The following is a 22,646-nucleotide window of genomic DNA, read 5'->3' as shown; positions in this document are numbered from 1 at the left end:
CGATCAGCAGCTTGTTGGGGTTGCACCGCAGGCCGCGCGCCGGGTCGTGCGGGCCGTGCACGCGGTAACCGTACTTCTGACCCGGGCCGACACCGAGCAGGTAGCCGTGGTGGACGAAGCCGTCCACCTCCGGCAACCGCACGCGCGTCTCGGTCCCGTCGTCGTCGAACAGGCACAGCTCGACGTAGTCGGCGACCTCCGAGAAAAGGGTGAAGTTGGTGCCTACGCCGTCGTAGGTCGCACCGAGCGGGTAGGGAGTACCGGGCCAGGGCCGCACAGGGTTTTCCTCCGGACGAGCGGGAACGATTCGACCCCTACCGTGGTGGGGTCAGGATCTTGCTGCGTGCGAGCGGACGAGCTGGCCGCGCGCGGCGACCAGCAGCAGCCGCGCCTCCTGCAACTCGAAGTAGCGCAGGTGCTCGCAGGCCGCCTCGGCGCAGGCGACGGCCTGGGCCAGCGCGCCGTCCGAGCCCGCGTCGGTGCGCCGCAGGGCGTCCCGGAGGGACTCCTCGGCGTGCCGGGCGCCGGCCAGGGGGTCGGCGAGGTTCGAGGGCCGCACCGCGACCAGGACCCTCTCGACCGTCGTCTCCAGGGCGTCCGCCGGGGCGGTGCTCCTGGGGTTCGTCTGCGGGTTCATCTGCTCGGGCACGAGCCCGGTGCGGGACACCAAGTCGGTGTTCACGGGTGACTGCCACCTCCAACCATCGCTGCGCGGGTGACTCGTTGACGATACTCCGCGGCCGGGCCGCGCGCTGTGACGTGCACGTTTCGCTTCATCGCGAACCGGATCGGGTGGTACGACCCGCCGCGAGCACGCCGGCCACCCGCCGCACGCCCTCGTCGGTGAACAACTCGTCCAGCGCGACGGGCAGCGGGATTCGCCAGTTGGGGTACTCGTCGGTGGTGCCCGGGAGGTTGGGCTGGCGCAGTTCGCCGAGCGCGTCCTGGGGCGAGGTCAGCACGAGCACCGAACGGGCTTTCGCGAGCACGGCGTGGAACGCGGTGACCGGGTCATCGGCAGCCACACCTTCCTGCTGGACCAGTTCCAGCAACTCGCCGCGCTCGCGCTCGGCTGCCTCGTATTCCCCGTCGACCGGACCTTCAAACCGACCGAGTTCGGCCCGCACCCGGACGTGCTCGGCGGCCAGGAAACCGGCCACCGTGGGCAGGTCGTGGGTGGAGATGCTCGCCATGGCCGACGTGGTCCACTTCTCCGGCGGGATCAGCGGGTGGTCGGGCAGGTCATACTCGCGCTGGAACCACAGCACCGCCGAGCTGAGCATGCCGTGCTCGTGCAGCGCCTCGGTCACCTTCGGCTCGACCGTGCCCAGGTCCTCGCCCATGACGACCGCGCCGGCCCGGTGCGCCTCCAGCGTCAGCACCGCCAGCATCGCGTCCGGGTCGTAGTGCACGTACGTGCCGCGCTGGGGCGGCTCGCCCGGCGGGATCCACCACAGCCGCCACAGGCCCGCCACGTGGTCGATGCGGATGCCGTCGGCGTGCCGCAGCACGCTGCGCACCACGGCCCGGAACGGCTCGTAGCCCTGCTCGGCGAGCCGGTCCGGCCGCCACGGCGGCAGGCCCCAGTCCTGGCCCAGGCGGCTGAACGCGTCCGGCGGCGCGCCGACCGTGACGTCCGCGGCGAACGCGTCGCGCACCGCCCACGTGTCCGCGCCGCCCGGGTGCACGCCCACCGGCAGGTCGTGCACGACGCCGACCGGCATGCCCGCGTCGCGCGCGGCCTCCCGCGCCGCGGCGAGCTGCTGCTCGCACAGCTCCTGCAACCACGCGTGGAACGCCACCCGCTCGGGGTCGGCGGTGGCGGTGGCCGGGTCGCGCTGCTCGGGCGGCCACTCGCGCCAGTCCGGGCCGTGCGCCTCGGCCAGCGCGCAGAACCGGGCGAAGCCCAGCAGCTCGCCCTCGGGCTCGCGGTGCTCCACGTGCCGCCAGAGCAGCTCCAGCGCCTTGGCCTTGGCCGTCCACACGGCGTCGTAGTCGATCAGCTCGGTGTCGCCGGGCGGGCGCAGCGCGTCGATCTCCGCGCGGGTGGCCTCGTCCACGTCCCGGTAGGCCGGGATGTCGGAGATCCGCAGGTAGAGGGGGTTGGCGAAGCGGCGGCTCGACGGCGAGTACGGCGAGCGCTCCACCGGCAGCGTGGGGCTCACCGCCTGCACGGGGTTGACCAGCAGCACGCCCGCGCCCAGCTCCTCGGCGCTGCGGCGGGCCAGCGTGGCCAGGTCGGCGTAGTCGCCCATGCCCCACGACCCGGCCGAGCGCATCGCGTACAGCTGGAGCATCCAGCCCCACGACCGGGGCACGGGCGGCAGCGCGCGGGGCGCGACGATCACGGTGCGGGAGCCGAGCCGGTGGTAGCCCAGCGGCAGCGCGGCGGGCAGCTCGACCCGGCCGCCGTCCTCCAGCTCGACCGTGCCGGGCTCCTCCAGCACGTCGCCCTCGCGCAGGACGACCGTGCTCGGCGGTGCCTTGGGCGCGGCGAGCGCGCGCCGCACCGCCTCCGGCGTCGACGCGTCCACGTCGAGCTGGGCCAGGACGGCCACGACCACGTCGGGGTCGACGTCCGCTCGGCGTTGGTTCGCGTCTTCGTAATGGGTGGCCACGCCGTGGGCCTCGGCCAGTGCCGCGAGCTCGTCGTCCACGTCGGACAGCTTCGCCTTCCCCGTCGATGAGAATCCAGGCTGGTGACGTGCGGTCACCCGAAGGTTGCAGGAAATCGCCTGGGGTTAATAACCCGGCCGGGTGAGGTTCAAACCCCCGATCTCAGAACCGCCCCGCCGGCCCCGTCGACCCGCGCACGACCAGCTGGACCGAGGGCGGCGCGGTCTCGTCGTCCTCGCCGCGCAGCCGGGCCAGCAGCACGTCCACGGCGTGCTCGCCGCGCTCCCGCCAGGCCCCCTCCACGGCGGTCATGCCCACCGCCCGGGCCAGGTCGGTGCCCTCCAGGCTCACGATCGACACGTCGCCGGGCACCTCGCGGCCGTCGCGGCGCAGCCGCAGGAACACGCCCAGCGCCACCTCGCCGCTCGTGCTGATCACCGCGGTCGGCAGCCGCTCGCCGTCGAGCAGCGCGTCGACCACCTGCTCGCCGCCCGCCACCGTCGAGGACGACCACAGCGTCCACTCCGGACGGACCTCCAGACCCCCGGCGACCAGCACCTCGTCGCACGACTCGTCGATGTCGCCGGCCAGGACCAGCGCCACGTCCCGGTGGGCCAGGTCCGTGAGGTGGGCCACGGCCAGCCGCAGCGCCTCCCGAAGGTCGCCGTCCCACACCGCGACCACGGGCACCTCCAGCCCGTCGAGCGCGGCCTGCTCGCCGTCGGTGAGGGCGACCGCGAGCGCCAGCACGCCGTCCACGCGCCGCGCCAGCGGCAGCTCCTCGAAGAACCGCTCGCGCGCGTCGGCGTCGCGCAGCACGTAGAGCAGCACGTCGTACCCGGCCTGCCGCAACGCGCCCTCCGCGCCCGCCAGCAGGTCGCCCCGGCCGACGTCGGCGGTGAGCACCGCGACCGCGTACCGCCGGCCGCCGGCCAGGCTGGAGGCGTCCCGGGCGATGGCGTACCGCATGCGCTTGGCGACCTCGGTCACGTACCGGCGGGTCGCCTCGGACACGCCGGGCTCGCCGCGCAGCGCCCGCGACACCGTCGCCGCGGACACCCCGGCGGCCCGCGCGACGTCGGACATGCTCGTCAACTCACACCTCCCGGCCTGGTACGAGATTAGCGAGAACCGTACGGTTGCCTCGTCGCCGGCACTTCGCCCGACGTGATCGACACCGCGCGGGAGGACCACCATGAAGGCCGGCGACCGGGTACCCGACTTCACCCTGCCCGACCAGGACGGCACGCCCCGCTCGCTGTCCGGGCTGCTCGCCGACGGGCCCGCGGTGCTGTTCTTCTACCCGGCCGCGATGACCTCGGGCTGCACCGCCGAGAGCTGCCACTTCCGCGACCTCGCGGCGGAGTTCGCCGAGGTCGGGGCGCAGCGGGTGGGGATCAGCCGCGACCCGGTCGAGCGGCAGAACCGGTTCGCGACCCTGAACGACTTCGACTACCCGCTGCTGTCGGACGTCGACGGCGAGGTGGCCGCGCGGTTCGGCGTGAAGCGCCGGTTCGGCCCGCTGCCCGTGAAGCGGCACACGTTCGTCGTCGACACCGACCGGACCGTGCTCGACGTGATCAAGTCCGAGTTCGCCATGAACGCCCACGCCGACAAGGCGCTGGCCGTGCTGCGGGAGCGGGCGGGCCGGTCGGCCTGACGGTCCGGCCGTCAGCCCGGTGTCGGCCGGAGCGCGGCGAGGACGAAGTCGGCGATCTCCTCGCCGAGCCGCTCCGGCGACTTCGGGCCGTCGGGCCGGTACCAGGTCGGGAGCTGGTTCACCACGCCGAACGCGATCAGCACCACCGTGTCGGCGGGCACGGCGGAGGCGAACTCGCCGGTCCGCTGCGCCTGCTCGACCACCGACCGGAACGTCTCGTGGTAGCGCCGCCGCTCGGAGCGGAAGCCGGCGAGCCGGCCGGCGTCGAGCCGGTGCATCTCGCGCACGAACACGGCGGTCTCGTCCACGCTGCGCGCGGTCGTCGCGACCAGGCCGACCAGGATGCGGCGGACCGTGGTGGCCGCGTCCAGCCCGGCCGCCACGATCGCGTCGAGGTCGGCCATCTGCCGCCCGATCAGCGACCGGTAGATCTCGAACAGCAGGTCGTCCTTGGAGCCGAAGTAGTGGTAGAGCGCGCCCTTGGTGACGGAGGCGGCCTCGACCACCTCCTGCACCGTCGTGGCGTCGAACCCCTTGGCGGCGAACAACCGGACGGCCGCGCCCACGATCCGCTCGGACGTCGACCCGGCCCGCCGCGCCACCGTCACGCGCCCGGGGCGAGCGCGCGTGCCAGGTCGAGCTGGTCCGCGCCGGTGGGCAGCAGGGCGATGACGGGCGTGTCGACGCCGTTGGCCGCGTACTTCGCCACGTGCGCGCGGCACTCGTCCACGCTGCCGTGCACGACCAGCGCGTCCACCACCTCGTCCGGGACGAGCGCGCCCGCGCCGCGCCGGTCGCCGGACGCCCACGCCTCGCGCATCGGGCGCAGCGCCTCGCCGCGGCCGAGCCAGTCGTGGAACGCCGCGTAGGCGGGGACGGTGAGGTACGTGCTGATCAGCACGCGGCCCAGCGCGCGGGCCGCGGCGGCGTCCTCGGTCGGGCACACGAAGATCCGCGCGGCCAGCTCGCCACCGGGCATCTCGGCGCGCACCCTGGGCACGTCGTCGGCGGCGAGCCAGTTGGTGATCGCCCCGTCGGCCTCGCGGCCGGCCAGCCGCAGCATGCTCGGGCGCAGCGCGGCGAGCATGACCGGCACCCGCTGGGCGGGCGGGCGCTCCAGCTTGAAGCCGCGCACGGTGAACGTCTCGTACTCCTCGGACACCTTCTCGCCCGCCAGCGCGGCCTTGAGGAACCGCAGCGTGTCGCGGGTGCGCTTGAACGGCTCGTGGAAGGGCACGCCGTTCCACCGCTCGACGATCGCGGGCGACGACGACCCGATGCCGAGCACGAACCGCCCACCGGACACCTCGGCCAGCGTGGCGGCCGTCATGGCCAGCGTCGCCGGGCCGCGCGTGTAGACGGGGGTGATGGCGGTGCCGAGCCGGACCCGGTCCGACCACTGGGCGGCCAGCGCCAGCGGGGTGAACGCGTCGGTGCCCGCGGTCTCGGCCGACCACACGTCGGTGTAGCCGAGGTCGGCGAGCTCGGCCGCCAGGGAGCGGTGGTCGAGCACCGGCACCCCGGTCAACGGCAGCGTGATTCCCCAACGACGCACGACGGCCTCCCTGATCCTGGACGACCGCCACCGTACCGCAGGTACCGACCAGTCGGTATGCCCGCACGGCCACCCGGCCCCGGACGTGGTCCTGCCCCACCGGGAGGAGCCCGGTGGGGCAGGACCGAGGACGCGCCGGTGGCGCGGGGTGGGCGGGGAACCGCCGCGGGGGTCAGAGGGAGATGCCCCGCTCGCCCAGCCAGCCGACCGGGTCGATCTTCTGCGAGCCGTTGATCCACACCTCGAAGTGCAGGTGGGGGCCGGTGGACTGGCCGCGGTTGCCCATGGTGGCGATCTGCTGGCCCGCCTGGACCTGCTGGCCCGCCGTCACGAGCGTCTCGTTGACGTGGCCGTAGACGGTGATCGTGCCGTCGTTGTGCTGCACGCGCACCCAGAGGCCGAAGCCGGACGCCGGGCCCGCCTCGACCACGACGCCGTCCATCGCCGACAGGATCGGGGTGCCGATGGCGTTGGCGATGTCCGCGCCGTAGTGGGTCGTGCCCCACCGGGCGCCGAAGCCCGACGTGAACGTCCCCTCGGCCGGCTTGGCGACCGTCGGGCGCCTGGCGGCCTCCTTGGCGGCCTCCTCGGCCGCCTTCTGCTCGGCGATCCGGGCCTGCTCGGCGGCGATGCGCGCGTTCTCGGCGTCGACGCGGGCCTGCTCGGCGGCCGCGGCGTCGGCCTGCCGCTTGAGCTCGGCCTGCCGCGCGGCGTAGCCCTCGGAGGCGTGCCGGATCGCCTGGTCGACGTGCTGCCGGACCAGCAGGCCCTCGGAGCGCATCAGCTTCGCGGCCTCGAACGCGGGCTCGACGGCGTGCACCGTGCGGACCTCGTTCGAGCTTGGTGCGGAGGTGTGGACGAGCGCGGCGGCCAGGTCGGTGCTCGCGCCGGTCGGCAGGAACCGGGTGTCGCCGCCGGGGAACCCGCCGGTCGCGCCGACGCCGGTGGCGAGGGCGCCGGCCGCGACGACCACGGCCGCGACTCGGCCGCTGACGGGTTTGCGATCACATTCCGCGCGATGGGAGCGGTTGCCGAGCGGCGTGCGGGGCGCGGTGAACGCGCGTCGGCCGTCGGCCTTCGTGTGCCGTGCCAAGGTAGTGCCTTCCTGCATTCGGGGAGCACGGCCCGGTCACCGGGACACCTGGCGGGGGATCCAGGTTGGCGGCGCTTTCGGGGAGCGACCGCCGTGTCCCTAAGGTGACCGAACCGTGACATGCGGCCGGGACCGTAACCCGATGTAACAAGAAGTGGCAACCCAAACGGCAAGCACTAGTGCTTTTTGGTGAGATAGCCCACTGATCGCTACTCAGTGTGTTGGTGTACTCGTAAGTTCCTTATTCGGTCGTTATAAAACACCTGGTCAGGAGGGCCTTTCGGGCCTGCGGAACCGGTGCCGGAGTCGGCTAGCGGAACCGCGGCTCGACGGGCGGCAGGTCGGCCCGGGGCTTGCCGTCGTGGATCACCCGCATGGCGTTGAACCAGGTCGGCGCAGCCACCTGACCACCGTAAACACCGCCGGCGTCGTTGGTGCCGCACAGCCTCGGGGGCGTGCCGCTGCAGATCACCTGCGGTGCCACCCCATCGGTGAACGTCATCACCGCTCCGGCGAACTGCGGCGTGGCGCCCAGGAACGCCACCGACCAGTGGTTCTCGGTGGTGCCGGTCTTGCCGATCATCGGCCGGTCCCACCCCGACGCCGCGGCCGCCGCCGTGCCGCCCGGCTTCACGTCCGCGCTCATCGCGGTCGCCAGCGCGTTGGCCACCTCGGGCGCGACGGCCTGGTCGCACGCCGCTTCCTTCAGCTGCACGGGCTTGCCGTTGCGGTCCACGATCTTCTCCACCGGCGTCGGCGGGCACCACTTGCCGCCGCTGACGATCGTGGCGGCGACGTTGGACAGCTCCAGCACGCTGGTCGGCCCCGCGCCGAGGGTGAACGAACCGCTGTTGTCCCGCTTGTAGACCTCGCCCTGCGACGGGCCGTTGGAGCCGTCGGTCTTGAGCGGGTCGCCCTTCCAGTCGACGCCCTGCATCGACTCGCGCAGCCCGAGCCGGGAGGCCATGTCGACCACGTTGTTCAGCCCGGTCTTCTCCTCCAGGATGATGAACGCCGTGTTGGGCGACTGGGCCATCGCCTCGGTCAGCGTCATCTTCTCCTTGTAGTCGGCCGCGTTCTTGACCGTGTACGGCTTGTTGCCGTCCTTGTAGACCTTCGAGGTGTAGGTCTTCGGCACGTCGATCTGCTTGTCGATGCCCGTGACGCCGCGCTCCAGCGCCGCCGCCGCGGTGAACACCTTGTAGATCGAGCCCGCGCCGAACTTGGTCACCTCGGCGGGGATGGAGTAGGCGCTCTGCCCGGCGTCGGCGTTGTTGCCGAAGTCGCGGTTGGCGGCCAGCGCGCGCACGCGGTGCTTGTCGGTGCCCGGCTCGACCACGGCCATCGCGTTCGCGACGCCCGGCTGGGTCTTGGGCACCTGCGCCATGGCGGCGTCCTTGGCCGCGCGGGTCGCGACCGGGTCCATAGTGGTGGTGATCGTGTACCCGCCGCGCAGCAGCTCCTCGGTCGGCAGGCCCGCCTTCTCCAGGTAGTCGACCAGGTAGCGGCAGAAGAAGCCGTAGACCGGGCCGTCGCCCGCGCCGACGCAGCCGTTGGGCAGCAGCTTCAGGTCCGGCACGACGCCGATGTCGGCGGCCTTGTACTCGGCGGCCTTCTCCTCGGCGACCTTCGCGTCCGGCCCGAACGCGCCGTTGTCGCGCATCCGCTCGATCACGGTGTTGCGGCGCTTGATCGCCGCGTCCACGTCGGAGCCGGGGTTGAGCCTGCTCGGCTCGTTGACCAGGCCGGCCAGCATCGCGGCCTGCGGCACGGTCAGCTTGTCCGGGGTGGTGTCGAAGTAGGTGCGGGCCGCCGCGCCGACGCCGAACGCGCCGTTGCCGAACGGGACGACGTTGAGGTAGGCGGTGAGGATCTCGTCCTTGCTCATCTTCTGCTCGAGCTGGGTGGCGATGCGGGCCTCGCTGATCTTGCGGCCCAGCGTCACCTCGGTCGCCTTCTCGTACGCCTCCTCCGAGCCCTTGCCGACGACGAAGGCGAGGTAGTTCTTCACGTACTGCTGGGTCAGCGTCGACGCGCCCTGGCTCGCGCCGCCGTCCACGCCCGCCTTGGCCGCCGCGCGGGCGATGCCCTGCCAGTCGACGCCCTTGTGCTCGAAGAACCGCTTGTCCTCGATCGCGATGATCGCGGCCTTCATGGTGTCGGCGATGCCCTCGGACGGCACCGGGATCCGGTACTGGTCGTAGAGGTACGCGATCGGCTGGCCGTTCATGTCCAGCACCGTCGTCACCAGGGGCAGCTCGGCCTTGGTCAGCTCACCCGAGGTCTGGTCCACCGTGTCCGCGGCGCGGTTGGAGGCCAGCCCGAGCCCGCCGACGACCGGGAACAGCACCGCCGCGACGAGCACGCCCGCCATCAGGCACAACCCCACCAACTTGACCAGACCTGTCGCGCGCGCGGCGAACACCGACCAGCAACCCCTTCCACAAACCCGCGGGAACCCCCACTGACTAAGTCGCACGAAGACCACCGCGGGTTGCTCCGCGCGGAGCGGAAGTTTCTCGGCGCGATCTTCGACGACGGTCGTCGAAGTTACTCCTGCCCACCCGAGCCCGTGGTCAAACCCCACTCCGCCGGACGGCGGAGCGCGCCAGGCACCTGGGGGTGATCAGCCTCACGGTCCGGCCGGCCGGCCCGCGACGGGATCAATGATCGAACACGTGTTCGCCCGCGGCAAGATCACGTTCGAGTGATCCCGCCGGGCGGCCGGCACGCCTGCCCGGCCTGTGCCCGCCGGCCTGTGCCCGCCGGCCGGTGCCCGCCGGCTCGGGGGCAGCTCGGCTCGCGCCGGCTCAGCCCGAGGCGCGCAGCCGTATGGTCGCGCTGGCCCGCCGCACCTCGACCCCCGTGTGGTCCGGCAGGACGTCCTCCAGGAACCGGTACCCCGCGAGGTCACCGTCGGACCGCCGCGACACGGTGCGCCACCACGTGGCGATGTCCACCCACCCCGGAGCCGACAGCGACCCGCCGAAGTGCTGCACCGACAGCGCCGCGCACAGGTTCGCGAACCGCACCCGGTCCGCCAGCGGCCACCCCGACAGCGTGCCCAGCACGAACCCCGCGCCGAACACGTCACCCGCGCCGGTCGAGTCCAGCGGCGCGACGTTGAGCCCCGGCACGTCCACCATCTCGCCGGTCGAGGAGTCGACCGCCACCGCGCCGCCACCGCCGCGCGTCACCACCACCACGGGCACGTGCTCGGCCAACGCCACCGCGGCGCGCTCGGGGGTGTCCGAGCGCGTGTACCGCTGGGCCTCGGCGTGGTTGGGCAGGAACACGTCGTACTGCTCCAGCCGGCGCAGCAGCTCGGGCGCCCACAGCTCGTCCCGGTCCCAGCCGATGTCGGCGAACAGCAGCGCGCCCCGCTCCTTGGCCTGCGCCACCCACCGCTCGTCCTCGGCGCCCACGTGCACGAAGCACGCCCGCGTGGGCGGCGGCGGGTCGAGGATCTCGTCGGCCGACACGGGCGGCCGGTGCCCGTGGGTGACCATCGACCGGTCGTGGTCCATCGCCATGGACACCGTCACCGGCGAGTGCCAGCCGTAGTACCGGCGGCAGTAGGTGAGGTCGACGCCCTCCTGCTCGGACAGCACCTCCCAGCAGAAGTCGCCGTAGGCGTCCTCCCCGAACGCGGCCGACAGCGCGGTCCGCAGCTGCAGCCTGCTCAGCGCCACGGCGAGGTTCGCGATGCCGCCCGGGCACGAGCCCAGCCCCTCGGCCCACACCTCGGTGCCCGGCGCGGGCGGCCGGGGCAGGCCGGTGAAGATGATGTCCAGGAACACGGTCCCGGAGAGCAGCACGTCGAACCCGGTATCCGGCGCGGCCGGCGGCACGGGCGGGGGCACGGGCGGGGGCGTGGCGGCCATGGTCACCACGATGCCAGGCCGGATCAGCCCTCGGCAGCGGCGACCATCTCGCGCATTCGGGTCAGCGCACGGTGCTGCGCCACGCGCACCGCGCCCGCGGTCGAGCCGACGGCGGCCGCCGTCTCCTCCGCCGACAACCCCACGGCGACCCGCAGCACCAGGATCTCGCGCTGCCGCTCGGGCAGCCTGCGCAGCAGCTCGGTGACGTGGCCGATCATCTCGCCGGTCACGGCCCGCTGCTCCGGCCCGTCCTCCAGGGTCGGCGTGTCCGGCAGCTCGGGCACCACCTCGGCGCGGCTGCGCACGGCGCGTCTTCGGGCGTCGGCGACCTTGTGCGCGGCGATGCCGTAGACGAAGGCCAGGAACGAGCCCGGCTCGTACCGGTACCTGCCCAGCGCCGCCACCACGGCCAGGCAGACCTCCTGGGCGATGTCCTCGGCCGAGACGAGCGTGCGCTCCCTCGACCCCACCCGCGCCCGGCAGTAGCGCAGCACCAGCGGCTGGATGCGCCCCAGGAGCTGGCCGATCGCCCGCGGCTCGCCCAGCAGCGCCTGGTCGACCAGGTCGGACAGCTCGGCCTCGGCCAGCCACCGGGCGCTCACCCCGCGCGACGCCTCACCCACGACCAACCTCACCTCGGGACGACCGGACCCGCCGGCGTCGTCGCGGACCGCGCCGACCCCCACCTCGACGTCGGCTCGCACGGATGCGTGCTGCACCATCCGGCGACCTCCTCACGCTCGTCAGACTCCGGCCCACCCCGGCTCACTGATGAGGAGCGCGCAGGGCCGCTCCTGATACCGGACGAGCCAAAGCCGACCACGATCCGACGGAGCGTGGTCGGGGCAGCACTCCACGGTGACGGCGGATGAGCCGTTCGGCCCAACCGAGACCGCGCGCCGCGTCACGGGACCCCTCGGCGGACCACCCGGACGGCCCAGGGGGCGACGGGCGAGAATGCCCCCGGCAGACGGTCGAGCGAGGGGACGGGACGGCACCGTGGTCGAACAGCTGAGCGTGCGCACCGACGAGGGCGACTTCGACGCGATCGCGGCGGGGCCCGAGGACGGCAGGCCGGTGTTGCTGCTGCACGGCTTCCCCGAGGCCGCCGTCGAGTGGGAGCACCAGGTCGCGGTGCTCGGTCGGGAGGGGTACCGGGCGGTGGCGTTCGACCAGCGCGGCTACTCCCCCGGCGTGCGGCCGGAGCGCCCCGCCGAGTACGGCGTCGAGGCGCTGGTCGGCGACGTGCTGGCGGTGGCGGACTCGTTCGGCTGGACGCGGTTCGACCTGGTCGGCCACGACTGGGGCGGCGCGGTGGCCTGGTGGACCGCGGCCGAGCACCCCGAGCGGCTGCGCCGGCTGGCCGTGGTCTCCACGCCGCACCCCGGCGCGTTCGCCGAGGCGCTGCGCACCGACGAGGACCAGCACCTGCGGTCCGGCTACATGACCGAGTGGCGCAACAGCGGCACCGAGAAGCGGATGCTGGACGACGACGGCGCGGCGTTGCGGCGGATGTTCGAGTGGCGGGTGCCGTCGAGCCGCGTGGACGAGTACGTGCGGCGGCTGTCGGAGCCGGGCGCGCTGACCGCGGCGCTGAACTGGTACCGGGCCGGTCGGCCGGGCGGCCGGGCCGGGAAGGTGTCCGTGCCGACCCTGTACGTCTGGAGCACGGAGGACGTGGCGTTCGGCTCGACGGCGGCGCTGGCCACGGGGGACTGGGTCACCGGCCCGTACCGGTTCGAGATGCTGGAGGACGTCTCGCACTGGGTGCCCGAGGAGGTGCCGGAGGTGCTCACGGCCCTCCTCCTGGAGCATCTCGCGCCCTGATTGAACCGCTGCCGCCGTGCCGCACGTGTTCTCACGTATGACGGAGTTGACCTACTCGGAGCGCAGGGTCGCGGCCCTCGCCGCGTGTGGCCACAGCAACCGGGCGATCGCGACGCGGCTGCACATCACCGTGAGCACGGTGGAGCAGCACCTGACCAGGGTCTACCGCAAGCTGGCGGTGGCCAACCGGGCGGGGCTGAAGGGGCACCGCGCCCTAGTGTGACCCCGTGCGGATCGCGGGGTTGCTGCTCGCCGCGGGCGCCGGGCGGCGGTTCGGCGGGCCCAAGGCGCTGGTGTCGCGCGGCGGGGTGCTGTGGGTCGACCGGGCCGCGGCGGTGCTGCGCGAGGGCGGGTGCGCGCCGGTCGTCGTGGTCCTGGGCGCTTCGGCGTCCTCGGTGCGCGCGCGGGCGGTGCTGGACGGCTGCGTCGTGGTCGACAACCCCGACTGGGCGACCGGCATGGGGTCGTCGCTGCGCGCGGGCCTCGACGCGCTGACCGACGTGCACGCGGTCGTCGTGCTGCCGGTGGACACGCCCGGTGTCACGGCCGCGGCGGTCGAACGGCTGCGCGCGCTCGCCTCGCCGACGGCGCTGGCGCGCGCCTCGTACGGCGGCGCGCCCGGCCACCCCGTGCTGATCGGCGTCGGGCACTGGGCCGGCGTGGCCGCGTCGGCGGTGGGTGACGCCGGCGCGCGCGACTACCTCCGCGCGCACGGCGCGCTCGACGTGCCGTGCGACGACGTGGCGGTCGGCGACGACGTGGACCACCCCGGGGACCTGCCCCCGTGAGGCGCGTCAGGCCGACGTGGGTCGCTCCTCCGCGTCGGGCTGCACGACCGGCAGCGGACCGGAGATGATCCGCGGCAGCGGCACGTCCAGCGACGGCGGCGCGGTGTCCGCGGTCCACCGGTCCCGCCCGTCCACCTGGCCCGCCAGCAGGGCGCTCGCCTCCGCCGTCGCCTGCTGCACGATCTCCCGGGCCCGCTGCTCGGCCTCGGCGAGCCGCCGCTGCGTCTCCTGCTCGGTCTCGTCCAGCAGCACGGCCTGCTGCCGCGCCACCTCCTCGGCCCGCTTGAGCATCTGCTCGCTGCGCTCCCGCGCGTCGGTCTCGAAGGCGTCGGCCTTCTGCCTGGCCACGTGCATCAGGTAGCGGATGCAGCCGGAGACGGCGTTGTCCTTGGAGTAGCCGGCGTGCAGCACGCGGTACTCGGCCAGCTCGCTGCGGGCGTCCTCCAGCTCCCGCATGAGGTCGTCGGCGGTGGCCACCGCGGCGTCCCGGTCCGTGCGGAGCACCTCCAGCTCCTCGCGAAGCCGGTCGGCCTCCAGCCGCGCGCGGACCAGCTCGGCGTCCACCTCCCGCCGGTCGTAACCGCGCCACCGCACGGGGAAGGACCTGCCGCGGGACTTGTCGATGTGCATGGCTGCCGCCGTTCCGGACGACTCAGCCCCGGGCCAGCGCCACGAGGTCGTCCATGGTGCCGTTGAACAGGTTCTGGTCGATCGGGGTCGACGTGTGCTGCCAGATCGCCTGCGCCGCCCAGCGGTGCGGCAACGTGCCGACGCTCTCGGCGTACCGCGCCACCCACACCGGGTTGGTGGTGCTGAAGTCGCCGAGGCGGCCCGTGCACAGGTCCCACCACGAGGTGGACGTGTAGATCATCGGGAAGCGGCCGGTGCGGGCCCGGTAGGTCTCGCTGAACTGGCGCACCCACGCCACCATGGCCTCGGGGGTGAGCCCGTAGCAGTCGTCGTCGCCGTACGGGTTGTACTCGACGTCCAGCGCGCCGGGCAGCGTGCGGCCGTCGGCGGTCCACCCGCCGCCGTGGTCGACGAAGTAGTCGGCCTGCGCGGCGCCGTCGGACCGGTCGGGCAGCGCGAAGTGGTACGCGCCGCGGACCATGCCGACCTGGTGGGAACCGTCGTACTGCCGACCGTGCTCGGGGTTGACGTAACCGGTGCCCTCCGTGGCCTTGACGTAGGCGAACCGCATGCCCTGGTTCCACCAGTGCGACCAGTCGACGACGCCCTGGTGGCTGCTGACGTCCATGCCCGGGACGGTGGGACCGTCGAGCACGAGTTCGGACGCGTCGACCGCGTGCGCGCCCTCGTGCTTGGCGATCTGGGAGCCCGCGGCGTGGTCGGTGAGGTCTTCGGGTCGCGGTTGCGCCGTCGTGGTCGGTGCGTGCAGGGCCGCGAGGCAGGCGAGGACCACCGCCGACGCGGTCACGGGGGACTGCCACCTTCGGGATCGCGCCGGCATCGTGCTTCCTCCCCTTCTCCGCTTCGGCGGAGCCCGCCCGTCCGGCGGCCCGCGACCTCGGCTTTCTGTCGAACGGCTACCACGACCGGGTCCCGGACAACCTGAAGAAGTCGTTTCCACCTGATCGAATGACATGAGACCCATTCGCGGTACGGCGCGTGACCAGTGGGCGTGCCCGGGTGACGATCATTTCCCCGCCACCGGCGAAATGCCGGCATGAACTTTCACCTCCGAGGGCACTCACCCGGTGAGCACGACGCACAGAAGGTGAGAACCATGACCTCGACACGAGTTGACTGGGAGCCGTTCATCGAGTCACTGCACGAAGCCGCCGGCCTGTGGGACCGGGGGCTGGCCTGCCGCGCGAGCAGGCACGAGCTCGACGAGGAGGTCGACGCCGACCCGCCGCGGGTCGTGCCGATCACCGAGGCCGAGGCGGAACGCCTGATGAGGGCGGTGGCCTTCCTCGCGCGACGGTTGAGCGTGGCCGCCGAGTGCGTCGTCTACGTGACCGCGGAGTCGCGGTTGGAGTCCAGCGAGGGCGACCCGGGCGCGCAGGCGGACGCGCTGTCGCTGACCGCGCTGCACGCCGCCGCGATGCGCCACGCGGCCGATCTGGCCAGTGCCGCTTTCAACCGTTCCGACGCCGCGTGACCATTTCCACGATCGGGTGAAAAAAGCCGGCCAAACGTTCCGGGTCGATTATCCGTACGTTGCGGTGAACCGCGGGTGGCCGGTGTTTCCGGTGCCGCCGGGGGCGCAACTCCGGTGGCATGCGCACCGCGTCGCTAGCGAAACTCCTGGGCCTGTGCCTGGTGGCCGGGTTGCTGCTCGCCGGGATGGCGGTCCCGGTCGTCGCCGGGGTCGGCCTCGTGTCCAACCGGATGAGCGACCAGGTCGCGGCCACCACGGTCAGCATGCTGGAGTCGACGCCGCCGGTGATGACGACGATCACGGACAAGGACGGCGTCCCGTTCGCCTACCTCTACGACCAGTACCGGGTGCTGACGCCGCCGGACAAGGTGGCGCAGGTGATGAAGGACGCGCTGGTGTCCACCGAGGACCGCCGGTTCTTCGAGCACAAGGGCGTGGACTGGCTGGCCACGCTGCGGGCCGCGCTGCGCAACCAGTCCGACGGCAGCGTCTCGCAGGGCGCGTCCACGATCACGCAGCAGTACGTGAAGAACCACCTCGTGCACGTGCTGGAGCGGGAGGACGTCGGCGGGCAGGTGCAGGCGCAGGAGCAGACCGTGGCGCGCAAGCTGCGCGAGGCGCGCATCGCGATGCAGGTGGAGACCCGGCTGACCAAGGACGAGATCCTGTCGCGGTACCTGGACGTGGTGCCGTTCGGCGGCACGATCTACGGCATCGCGGCGGCGTCCCAGGCGTACTTCGAGACCACGCCGGACAAGCTCACCGTGCCGCAGGCGGCGCTGCTGGCGGGCATGGTCAACAGCCCGACGTTCCTGGACCCGGAGTCCCGGCCGGACAAGGCGATCGAGCGGCGCAACACCGTCCTGGACCTGATGGTGGAGAACGGGAAGCTGTCGCGGGAGCAGGCCGAGGCGCACAAGCGGGAGCCGCTGGGCCTGACCGCACCGGTGCGGCCGCTGCCGACCGGGTGCGTCGGGTCGGGCACCGACTTCGGGTTCTTCTGCTCGTTCGTGGTGAACCACCTGACCCGCAACGGCTTCTCGTTGAACGAGCTGAAGGTCGGCGGCTACACCATCCAGACCACTTTGGACCGCACGCTCACGCAGCAGGCCAAGCAGGCGGCCGACGCGCAGGTGCCGAAGACGACGCCGGGCATCGCGAACACGGCGGCGGTCGTGCGGCCGGGCAAGGACCGGCACGACGTGGTCGCGCTGGTGGCCAACCGGGACTACGGGCTCGAGCAGGACCAGTTCCAGACGCAGTTCGACCTGCCCAGCGGGGTGGAGAACAAGTTCGGCGCGGGGTCGGTGTACAAGGTGTTCACGGCGGCGGCGGCCCTGGAGAAGGGCGGGCTGGGGATCGACAGCGTCATCGAGTCGCCGGGTTCGCACGTGTCCTCGGTGTTCCGGGGTGGCGCGCCGAGCTGCCCGGGCACCGGTGAGCCGTCGACGTACTGGTACTGCCTGCGCAACCACGACGGCAGCTACCCGCCCCGGATGACGTTGACCGAGGCGTTGGCGACCTCGCCGAACACCGCGTTCGTGATCCTGGAGGAGCGGGTCGGGTTGGACGCGGTGGTCGACATGGCGTACCGGCTGGGGATGCGGGACACGCTGGCGACGAACATCTCGGGCGTGCAGCCGAACCTCAAGGCCAAGCAGAAGGAGCTGCGGGTGACGCAGGCGGACTTCTACAAGAAGTCGGGCAACGCGTCGTTCACCCTGGGTCCCGCGCCGACGAGCACGCTGGAGCTGTCGAACGTCGCGGCGACGCTCATGTCGGGCGGCACGTGGTGCCGGCCGACGCCGATCGTGGGCATCAAGGACCGCAACGGCAACGACGTGGCGTACTCCGAGCCGCCGTGCGAGCAGGCCGTGGAGGAGCCGCTGGCGAACGCCCTGGTGGTCGGGTTGAGCGGTGACGACAAGGACCGCGGTACGGCCGCGGCGGCGGCCAAGCAGTTCGGGTGGACGCGGCCGGCGCTGGGGAAGACCGGGACGACGGAGGAGTACAAGTCGGCGGCGTTCATCGGCGCGACCCCGGACTACGCCGGCGCCGTGCAGGTGTTCAACGACAGCACGTCGCCGCAGGGGATCTGCGTGAACTCCGGCCCGCCCCGCCTGTGCCCGGAGGGCGACATCTACGGCGGCACCCTGCCCGCTCGCACGTGGTTCGACTTCATGATGAAGGCCCACGCCAACCTGCCGGAGAAGCCGCTGCCGCCGGTCGACCCCCGCTATCGCCGCCCCTGACGACCACCCGCGTCACACCATCGAGTGATCATGACGCGAAGATGTACGGAAACACTGTTCTCGTACATCGGTTGATTATGCCGAGCCCCGAACCACCCCGCCAAGCACCACCGCGCCGAGCCCTACCGCGCCGAGGCCCACCCCGCCGAGCCTCACCCCGCCGAGCCTCACCGCGCCGGACCGCGCCGCCCCGGAACGCGTGCTCCCCCGGCCGGCCCCGCGAACGCCCCGCCCCCGGCCGGGCTCGCGAACGCCCCGCTCCCCCGGCCGGGCTCGCGAGGGACACCCGCTCGCCGCCCGCGGCCGGGTGAGCACCTCCTCGTGACGCTCGGCCACCTCCACGACGTCCTCCGAACACCGGCCATGTTCGGAGGACAACGTACTGGCGGGCGGTGGGACGATCCGGTAGGACTTGGGCACCACAGCGTTTGGTTTAGACCACCGGAGGACCGCATGACGACCGAGCCCGTGACCGACACCGACTACGGCGACGTCGTGCGCACCCACCTGACCAGGGTGGAGCAGCAGAACGCGGCGGCGCTGGACGACGTGGCCGAGCTGGTCCTGGCGAGCGTCCGCGCGGACGGCGTGGTGCTCACCGCGGGCGCGGGCCACTCGCTGGCCGCGGTCGCCGAGACGTTCTACCGCGCAGGCGGCCTGGCCTGCGTCCGCCCCGTCTACCACCCCGAACTCCTGCCGATGCACGGCGCGGTCAGCAGCACGTCCGCCGAGCGCCGCTCCGGCCTGGCCGCCGAGGTGCTGCGCGAGACCGGCCTGGCCGCGCACGACGTGCTGTTCGTCTTCTCCACCTCGGGCGTGAACCCCTACCCGGTCGAGCTGGCGATGCTCGCCGCCGACGCCGGCTGCCCGGTCGTCGCGGTGACGTCGGTCGCGGCCAGCGCGCTCGCCCCCCGCCGCGCGGGCACGACGCTCGCCGAGAACGCCACGGTCGTGCTGGACAACCTGGTGCCGCCGGGCGACGCGACCTACCCGCCCGCGAACCCGGTCACCGCCGCCGTGTCCACGATCGCGACCACCTTCCTGTGGAACCTGCTGATGGTGCGCCTGTTCGACAAGGCCGCCGAGGCGGGGGTGGCGCTGCCGCTGTGGCGCAGCGCGAACGTCGAAGGCGGCGACCAGGCCAACGCCGACCTGCTCCGCAAGTACCAGACGCGGGTCCCCCAGCTCGGTTGACCGGAATTCACGAATCCTCCACACGTTCGGGTTAATCTCCGACCGGGGTGAAGGGGGATGTCGTGAACCGGAAGTCGAAGCGCCGGGTGCTGGCGGTCGGGGGCGTCGCGGCGGTCGCGGTGATCGTGGCGGGCGTGCTGGTGCTGTGGCCGGACGACGGGCCGGAAGCCGAGAAGGGACCGGAACGGGCGAAACCGGGGGTCGTCGCGCAGCAGTTCTTCACGGCGGTGACGTCCGGGCAGGCGGCGCAGGCGGCGGCGCTCACCGACGCGGCAGAGGCGGCGGGCGCGGCGCTCGCCCGCACCCGGCAGGGCATGCCCGGCGCGTCGTTCGCCGCGCGGCTCGGACCGTCGCCGCAGGTCGGTGAGGACGCCACGAGCACGGCGCTCGACGCGGACGTCACCTGGACGCTGCCCGGCGGCGTGCCGCTGGTGCACGTGACGAAGGTCGAGCTGCGCCTGGTGGACGACCGGTGGCGCGTGCACTGGTCGCCGGCCCTGCTGCACCCGCGGCTCGCCGAGGGCCAGGCCCTGGCCTACGCGACCACGCCCGCCGACGGCGCGTTGGTCGACCGCACGGGCCGGCCGGTCCCGCCGGACTTCGCCCCGGTGGTGATGGGTTCGGTGCGCCAGGCGGCCGGCGCGCTGAACGGCACGCCCGGCTGGCGGGTCGCCGTCGTCGACCAGGCCGGGTCGGTCGTCACCGTGGTGCGCGAGCAGGAGGCGCAGGGGGCGAAGTCGTTGACGGTCACCCTCGACCCGCGGATCCAGGCCGCCGCGCAGGCCGCGGTCGACCAGGTCGCGGGGAGGGCGGCGATGCTGGTGGCGGTCCAGCCGTCGACCGGCGAGGTGCTGGCCGTGGCGCAGAACGCGACCGCCGGCGACGACCCGCTCGCGCTCTACGGCCACTACGAGCCGGGGTCGACGTTCAAGGTGGTCACGGCGACGGCCGCGTTGACCAGCGGGGTGGTGACCGCCGACACGCCCGTGCCGTGCCCGGGCAAGGCGACGATCGGCACCCGGCAGATCACCAACGACGACTCGTTCGAGCTGGGCACGGTGCCGCTGCACCGGGCGTTCGCCGCGTCGTGCAACACCAGCTTCAGCCGGCTCGCGGCGGACCTGCCGCCGGCCGCGCTGCCCGACGCCGCCGGGTACTTCGGGCTGACGTCGGACTTCACGGTCGCGGGCATCACGACGAACACCGGCAAGGTGCCGCCCGCCGACTCCGTGGCCGCGCGCGTCGAGGCCGGCATCGGGCAGGGGCAGGTGCAGGCGTCGCCGTTCGGCATGGCGCTGGTCGCGGCGACGGTCGCCAACGGCCGCACGCTCGTGCCGCGACTGATCCGCGAGTTCCCGACGCAGGGCGACGCGCCGGCGGCGCTGCCCGGCGGGGTGGCCGGTGCGCTGCGGTCGATGATGGGCGAGGTCGTCACCGGCGGCACCGCCCGCGAGCTGGCCGGTTACGGAGGGGTGCGCGGCAAGACCGGAACCGCCCAGTTCGGTGACGGGAGCCAGTCGCACGGCTGGTTCATCGGTTACCGCGGCGACCTGGCGTTCTCGGTGCTTGTGGTGAACGGCGGGTCGTCCGAGGTCGCGGTGGCCGCCACCGGCGCGTTCCTCGGCGGGCTCTAGACGGCGGCGTCCACGGGCGTTTGGCTGAACTGCGTGCGGTGCAGCTCGGCGTAACGGCCCTCGGCCGCCAGTAGCTCGGCGTGCGTGCCGTTCTCCACCACGCGCCCGCCCTCCACGACGAGGATCCGGTCGGCGGCGCGGATCGTGGACAGCCGGTGCGCGATCACCAGCGCGGTCCGGCCGCGCAACGCCTCGGTCAGCGCGACCTGCACGGCGGCCTCCGACTCGGAGTCCAGGTGCGCGGTCGCCTCGTCGAGGATGACCACGCGCGGCCGGGCCAGGAGCAGGCGGGCGATGGTGAGCCGCTGGCGTTCGCCGCCGGAGAGCCGGTAGCCGCGCTCGCCCACGACCGTGTCGAGGCCGTCGGGCAGCGATTCGACCAGGTGGTCGAGCCGGGCGCGGCGCAGCGCGTCCCACAGCTCGTCCTCGGTCGCGTCCGGCCTCGGGTAGCCCAGGTTCGCGCGGATCGTGTCGTGGAAGAGGTGGCCGTCCTGGGTGACGACGCCGACCGTGTCGCGCAGGGAGTCGAACGCCAGCTCCCGGACGTCCACATCGGACAAGCGGACCGCGCCGGAGTCGACGTCGTAGAGGCGCGGCACGAGGGAGGCGATGGTTGACTTTCCCGCGCCGGACGACCCGACGAGCGCCACGAGCTGACCGGCTTCGGCGCGGAAGCTGATGCCGTGCAACACCTCTTCCCCGCCGCGCGTGTCCAACGTGGCCACTGATTCCAGTGAGGCCAGTGAGACCTTGTCGGCCGCGGGGTAGGCGAAGCGGACGTCGTCGAACTCGACGGACACCGGGCCGTCCGGCACGCGGCGCGGGTGCTCGGGTTCGGCGATCATCGGCTTGAGGTCGAGCACCTCGAACACGCGTTCGAACGACACGAGGGCGGTCATGACGTCGACGCGCGCGTTGGCGAGGGCCGTGAGCGGCGTGTAGAGGCGGGTCAGGAGGAGGGCGAGCGAGACGACGGTGCCCGCGGCGAGGTGGCCGGTGATCGCCAGGTAGCCGCCGAGGCCGTAGACGAGGGCCTGCGCCAGCGCGGAGACCAGGGTCAGGCCGGTCATGAACCAGCGGGTCGCCATCGCCGTGCGGACACCGATGTCGCGCACCCGGGCGGCCCGTTCGGCGAACTCGTCCGCCTCCGCCTCGGGATGCCCGAACAGCTTCACCAGCGTCGCGCCGGGTGCCGAGAACCGCTCCGTCATCTGCGTGGTCATGCCGGCGTTCAGCGTCGCCGCCTCGCGCTGCAGGTCCGCCATCCGGCTGCCCATGCGCCGCGCGGGGATCACGAACACCGGCAGCAGCACCAGCGCGAGTGCCGTCACCTGCCACGACAGGGTGAACATCACGCCGAGCGAGAGCCCCAACTGGATGACGTTCGTGACCACGCCGGAGAGCGTCGACGTGAACGCCCGCTGCGCCCCGATCACGTCGTTGTTCAGCCGGCTGACGAGGGCCCCGGTGCGCGTCCGGGTGAAGAAGGCGACGGGCATGCGCTGCACGTGCTCGTACACGGCGCGACGCAGGTCGTGGATCAGCCCTTCCCCGATGCGCGCCGACTGCCACCGCTCGACCAGCCCGAGCCCCGCGTCCACCACCGCGATGCCCGCGATCACCACGGCGAGCCACACGACGACGGACACGTCCCGCCCACCGACGATGGCGTCCACCACCCGCCCCGCGAGCACCGGCGTGCTGACCGCGAGCACCGCGGACACGACCGTGAGCAGCAGGAACACGGCCAGCTTCGCGCGGTGCGGTCGAGCGAACCCCAGCACCCGCCGAAACGTGCCCCGCCGCACCGCCGTGGGCGCGTCGGACGCCCGCATCGCGCTGCGCATCAAACTCCAGGAACCGTCCACGCCAGACGGTAACGCCGACGGTGGTCTCCGCGTTCCCCGTCACGCAGGGTGCGCGAGTCGGCGGGACCGGAGCGCACCCGGCCGCCGGGTGTCGGCCGGAGCGGGAGACCCGGAGCGGCAGGCCCGGAGCGGAGGCTCGAGCGAGGGCCC

General features: G+C 73.1%; 20 protein-coding genes and 1 pseudogene. 8 read left to right on the top strand and 13 right to left on the bottom strand.

The features are described 5' to 3' along the window. The 4 genes and pseudogenes from ACIGNX_RS34500 to ACIGNX_RS34485 form a co-directional block, all read right to left on the bottom strand. Positions 1-277, bottom strand: a pseudogene (locus ACIGNX_RS34500) (glycogen debranching enzyme); the annotation flags it as partial. 51 nt (positions 278-328) lie between these two features. Continuing rightward, positions 329-682: a hypothetical protein gene (locus tag ACIGNX_RS34495; protein ID WP_396545738.1), complete on the bottom strand. Its 354-nt coding sequence runs from the start codon at positions 680-682 to the stop codon at positions 329-331. Between the two features lie 91 nt (positions 683-773). Then, on the bottom strand, positions 774-2,657 hold the full coding sequence (gene malQ / locus ACIGNX_RS34490; RefSeq protein WP_396545736.1) for a 4-alpha-glucanotransferase: 1,884 nt from the start codon (positions 2,655-2,657) through the stop codon (positions 774-776). A gap of 121 nt (positions 2,658-2,778) precedes the next feature. Continuing rightward, positions 2,779-3,702, bottom strand: a complete 924-nt coding sequence (locus ACIGNX_RS34485) for a LacI family DNA-binding transcriptional regulator (RefSeq protein ID WP_396545734.1) — start codon at positions 3,700-3,702, stop codon at positions 2,779-2,781. 109 nt (positions 3,703-3,811) lie between these two features. Here ACIGNX_RS34485 and ACIGNX_RS34480 point away from each other — a divergent pair, with 109 nt between their 5' ends. Further along, the gene (locus ACIGNX_RS34480; protein ID WP_396545732.1) at positions 3,812-4,276 is read left to right on the top strand and encodes a peroxiredoxin; all 465 of its coding nucleotides are present in this window, start codon (positions 3,812-3,814) and stop codon (positions 4,274-4,276) included. Between the two features lie 11 nt (positions 4,277-4,287). On the opposite strand, the gene ACIGNX_RS34475 is transcribed toward ACIGNX_RS34480, so the two are convergent. From ACIGNX_RS34475 to shbA, 6 genes are all read right to left on the bottom strand, one after another. Next, on the bottom strand, positions 4,288-4,884 hold the full coding sequence (locus tag ACIGNX_RS34475) for a TetR/AcrR family transcriptional regulator (RefSeq protein WP_396545730.1): 597 nt from the start codon (positions 4,882-4,884) through the stop codon (positions 4,288-4,290). Beyond that, positions 4,881-5,831 (bottom strand): LLM class F420-dependent oxidoreductase, encoded by a 951-nt coding sequence (locus ACIGNX_RS34470; RefSeq protein ID WP_396545728.1) that lies wholly within the window; start codon positions 5,829-5,831, stop codon positions 4,881-4,883. The genes ACIGNX_RS34475 and ACIGNX_RS34470 overlap by 4 nt, the downstream gene beginning before the upstream one ends. A 172-nt stretch (positions 5,832-6,003) precedes the next feature. Further along, the gene (locus tag ACIGNX_RS34465) at positions 6,004-6,804 is read right to left on the bottom strand and encodes a M23 family metallopeptidase (RefSeq protein ID WP_396545726.1); all 801 of its coding nucleotides are present in this window, start codon (positions 6,802-6,804) and stop codon (positions 6,004-6,006) included. Positions 6,805-7,234: 430 nt separating this feature from the next. After that, positions 7,235-9,349 (bottom strand): transglycosylase domain-containing protein, encoded by a 2,115-nt coding sequence (locus tag ACIGNX_RS34460; RefSeq protein ID WP_396545724.1) that lies wholly within the window; start codon positions 9,347-9,349, stop codon positions 7,235-7,237. Positions 9,350-9,734: 385 nt separating this feature from the next. Continuing rightward, the gene (locus ACIGNX_RS34455; protein WP_396545722.1) at positions 9,735-10,808 is read right to left on the bottom strand and encodes a carbohydrate kinase family protein; all 1,074 of its coding nucleotides are present in this window, start codon (positions 10,806-10,808) and stop codon (positions 9,735-9,737) included. A gap of 23 nt (positions 10,809-10,831) precedes the next feature. Continuing rightward, positions 10,832-11,530, bottom strand: a complete 699-nt coding sequence (gene shbA / locus ACIGNX_RS34450; protein WP_396545720.1) for an RNA polymerase sigma factor ShbA — start codon at positions 11,528-11,530, stop codon at positions 10,832-10,834. A 277-nt stretch (positions 11,531-11,807) separates the two neighbouring features. On the opposite strand from shbA, the gene ACIGNX_RS34445 reads away from it, so the two are divergent. From ACIGNX_RS34445 to ACIGNX_RS34435, 3 genes are read left to right on the top strand one after another with little or no spacing between them, the layout of a single operon-like run. Continuing rightward, a complete protein-coding gene (locus ACIGNX_RS34445; protein WP_396545718.1) occupies positions 11,808-12,635 on the top strand; it encodes an alpha/beta fold hydrolase in 828 nt (275 codons plus the stop codon). 37 nt (positions 12,636-12,672) lie between these two features. Continuing rightward, positions 12,673-12,858 carry a helix-turn-helix transcriptional regulator gene (locus tag ACIGNX_RS34440; RefSeq protein WP_396545716.1) on the top strand — a complete coding sequence of 62 codons (186 nt, stop codon included), beginning with the start codon at positions 12,673-12,675 and terminating at the stop codon, positions 12,856-12,858. A 4-nt stretch (positions 12,859-12,862) separates the two neighbouring features. Next, complete coding sequence (locus ACIGNX_RS34435; protein WP_396545714.1) at positions 12,863-13,423, top strand: NTP transferase domain-containing protein; 561 nt, start codon at positions 12,863-12,865, stop codon at positions 13,421-13,423. Positions 13,424-13,429: 6 nt separating this feature from the next. Here ACIGNX_RS34435 and ACIGNX_RS34430 read toward each other — a convergent pair whose 3' ends face one another. Together ACIGNX_RS34430 and ACIGNX_RS34425 are read right to left on the bottom strand one after the other, a co-directional pair. Then, positions 13,430-14,053 carry a DivIVA domain-containing protein gene (locus tag ACIGNX_RS34430; RefSeq protein WP_396545712.1) on the bottom strand — a complete coding sequence of 208 codons (624 nt, stop codon included), beginning with the start codon at positions 14,051-14,053 and terminating at the stop codon, positions 13,430-13,432. Positions 14,054-14,075: 22 nt separating this feature from the next. Next, complete coding sequence (locus tag ACIGNX_RS34425) at positions 14,076-14,894, bottom strand: lysozyme (protein WP_396545710.1); 819 nt, start codon at positions 14,892-14,894, stop codon at positions 14,076-14,078. Between the two features lie 276 nt (positions 14,895-15,170). Here ACIGNX_RS34425 and ACIGNX_RS34420 point away from each other — a divergent pair, with 276 nt between their 5' ends. The 4 genes from ACIGNX_RS34420 to ACIGNX_RS34405 all read left to right on the top strand — a co-directional run bounded on the left by ACIGNX_RS34420 (position 15,171) and on the right by ACIGNX_RS34405 (position 20,628). Then, positions 15,171-15,548, top strand: coding sequence for a hypothetical protein (locus ACIGNX_RS34420; RefSeq protein WP_396545708.1), 378 nt, complete (start codon positions 15,171-15,173; stop codon positions 15,546-15,548). Between the two features lie 119 nt (positions 15,549-15,667). Further along, positions 15,668-17,800: a transglycosylase domain-containing protein gene (locus ACIGNX_RS34415; protein ID WP_396545706.1), complete on the top strand. Its 2,133-nt coding sequence runs from the start codon at positions 15,668-15,670 to the stop codon at positions 17,798-17,800. A gap of 453 nt (positions 17,801-18,253) precedes the next feature. Continuing rightward, positions 18,254-18,994, top strand: a complete 741-nt coding sequence (locus tag ACIGNX_RS34410) for an SIS domain-containing protein (RefSeq protein WP_396545704.1) — start codon at positions 18,254-18,256, stop codon at positions 18,992-18,994. 62 nt (positions 18,995-19,056) lie between these two features. Beyond that, complete coding sequence (locus ACIGNX_RS34405; protein ID WP_396545702.1) at positions 19,057-20,628, top strand: penicillin-binding transpeptidase domain-containing protein; 1,572 nt, start codon at positions 19,057-19,059, stop codon at positions 20,626-20,628. Here the strand turns inward: ACIGNX_RS34405 and ACIGNX_RS34400 are convergent. Further along, positions 20,625-22,475 (bottom strand): ABC transporter ATP-binding protein, encoded by a 1,851-nt coding sequence (locus ACIGNX_RS34400; RefSeq protein WP_396545700.1) that lies wholly within the window; start codon positions 22,473-22,475, stop codon positions 20,625-20,627. The two genes, ACIGNX_RS34405 and ACIGNX_RS34400, sit on opposite strands and share 4 nt — an antisense overlap. Between the last annotated feature and the right edge of the window lie 171 nt (positions 22,476-22,646).

It is taken from the genome of Actinosynnema sp. NPDC053489, from assembly GCF_044544865.1.
Lineage (GTDB): Bacteria > Actinomycetota > Actinomycetes > Mycobacteriales > Pseudonocardiaceae > Actinosynnema.
Note: the sequence above shows the minus strand (reverse complement) of the source record. Positions and strands in the feature narration are given on the sequence as shown.

Excerpts from the sequence above, each read along its gene's own strand:
- ACIGNX_RS34420 (WP_396545708.1), top strand. The coding sequence starts at position 15,171 with ATGACCTCGACACGAGTTGACTGGGAGCCGTTCATCGAGTCACTGCAC.
- shbA (WP_396545720.1), bottom strand. The coding sequence starts at position 11,530 with ATGGTGCAGCACGCATCCGTGCGAGCCGACGTCGAGGTGGGGGTCGGC.
- ACIGNX_RS34455 (WP_396545722.1), bottom strand. The coding sequence starts at position 10,808 with ATGGCCGCCACGCCCCCGCCCGTGCCCCCGCCCGTGCCGCCGGCCGCG.
- ACIGNX_RS34425 (WP_396545710.1), bottom strand. The coding sequence starts at position 14,894 with ATGCCGGCGCGATCCCGAAGGTGGCAGTCCCCCGTGACCGCGTCGGCG.
- ACIGNX_RS34480 (WP_396545732.1), top strand. The coding sequence starts at position 3,812 with ATGAAGGCCGGCGACCGGGTACCCGACTTCACCCTGCCCGACCAGGAC.
- ACIGNX_RS34440 (WP_396545716.1), top strand. The coding sequence starts at position 12,673 with ATGACGGAGTTGACCTACTCGGAGCGCAGGGTCGCGGCCCTCGCCGCG.
- ACIGNX_RS34400 (WP_396545700.1), bottom strand. The coding sequence starts at position 22,475 with ATGCGCAGCGCGATGCGGGCGTCCGACGCGCCCACGGCGGTGCGGCGG.
- ACIGNX_RS34485 (WP_396545734.1), bottom strand. The coding sequence starts at position 3,702 with ATGTCCGACGTCGCGCGGGCCGCCGGGGTGTCCGCGGCGACGGTGTCG.
- ACIGNX_RS34410 (WP_396545704.1), top strand. The coding sequence starts at position 18,254 with ATGACGACCGAGCCCGTGACCGACACCGACTACGGCGACGTCGTGCGC.
- ACIGNX_RS34415 (WP_396545706.1), top strand. The coding sequence starts at position 15,668 with ATGCGCACCGCGTCGCTAGCGAAACTCCTGGGCCTGTGCCTGGTGGCC.
- ACIGNX_RS34430 (WP_396545712.1), bottom strand. The coding sequence starts at position 14,053 with ATGCACATCGACAAGTCCCGCGGCAGGTCCTTCCCCGTGCGGTGGCGC.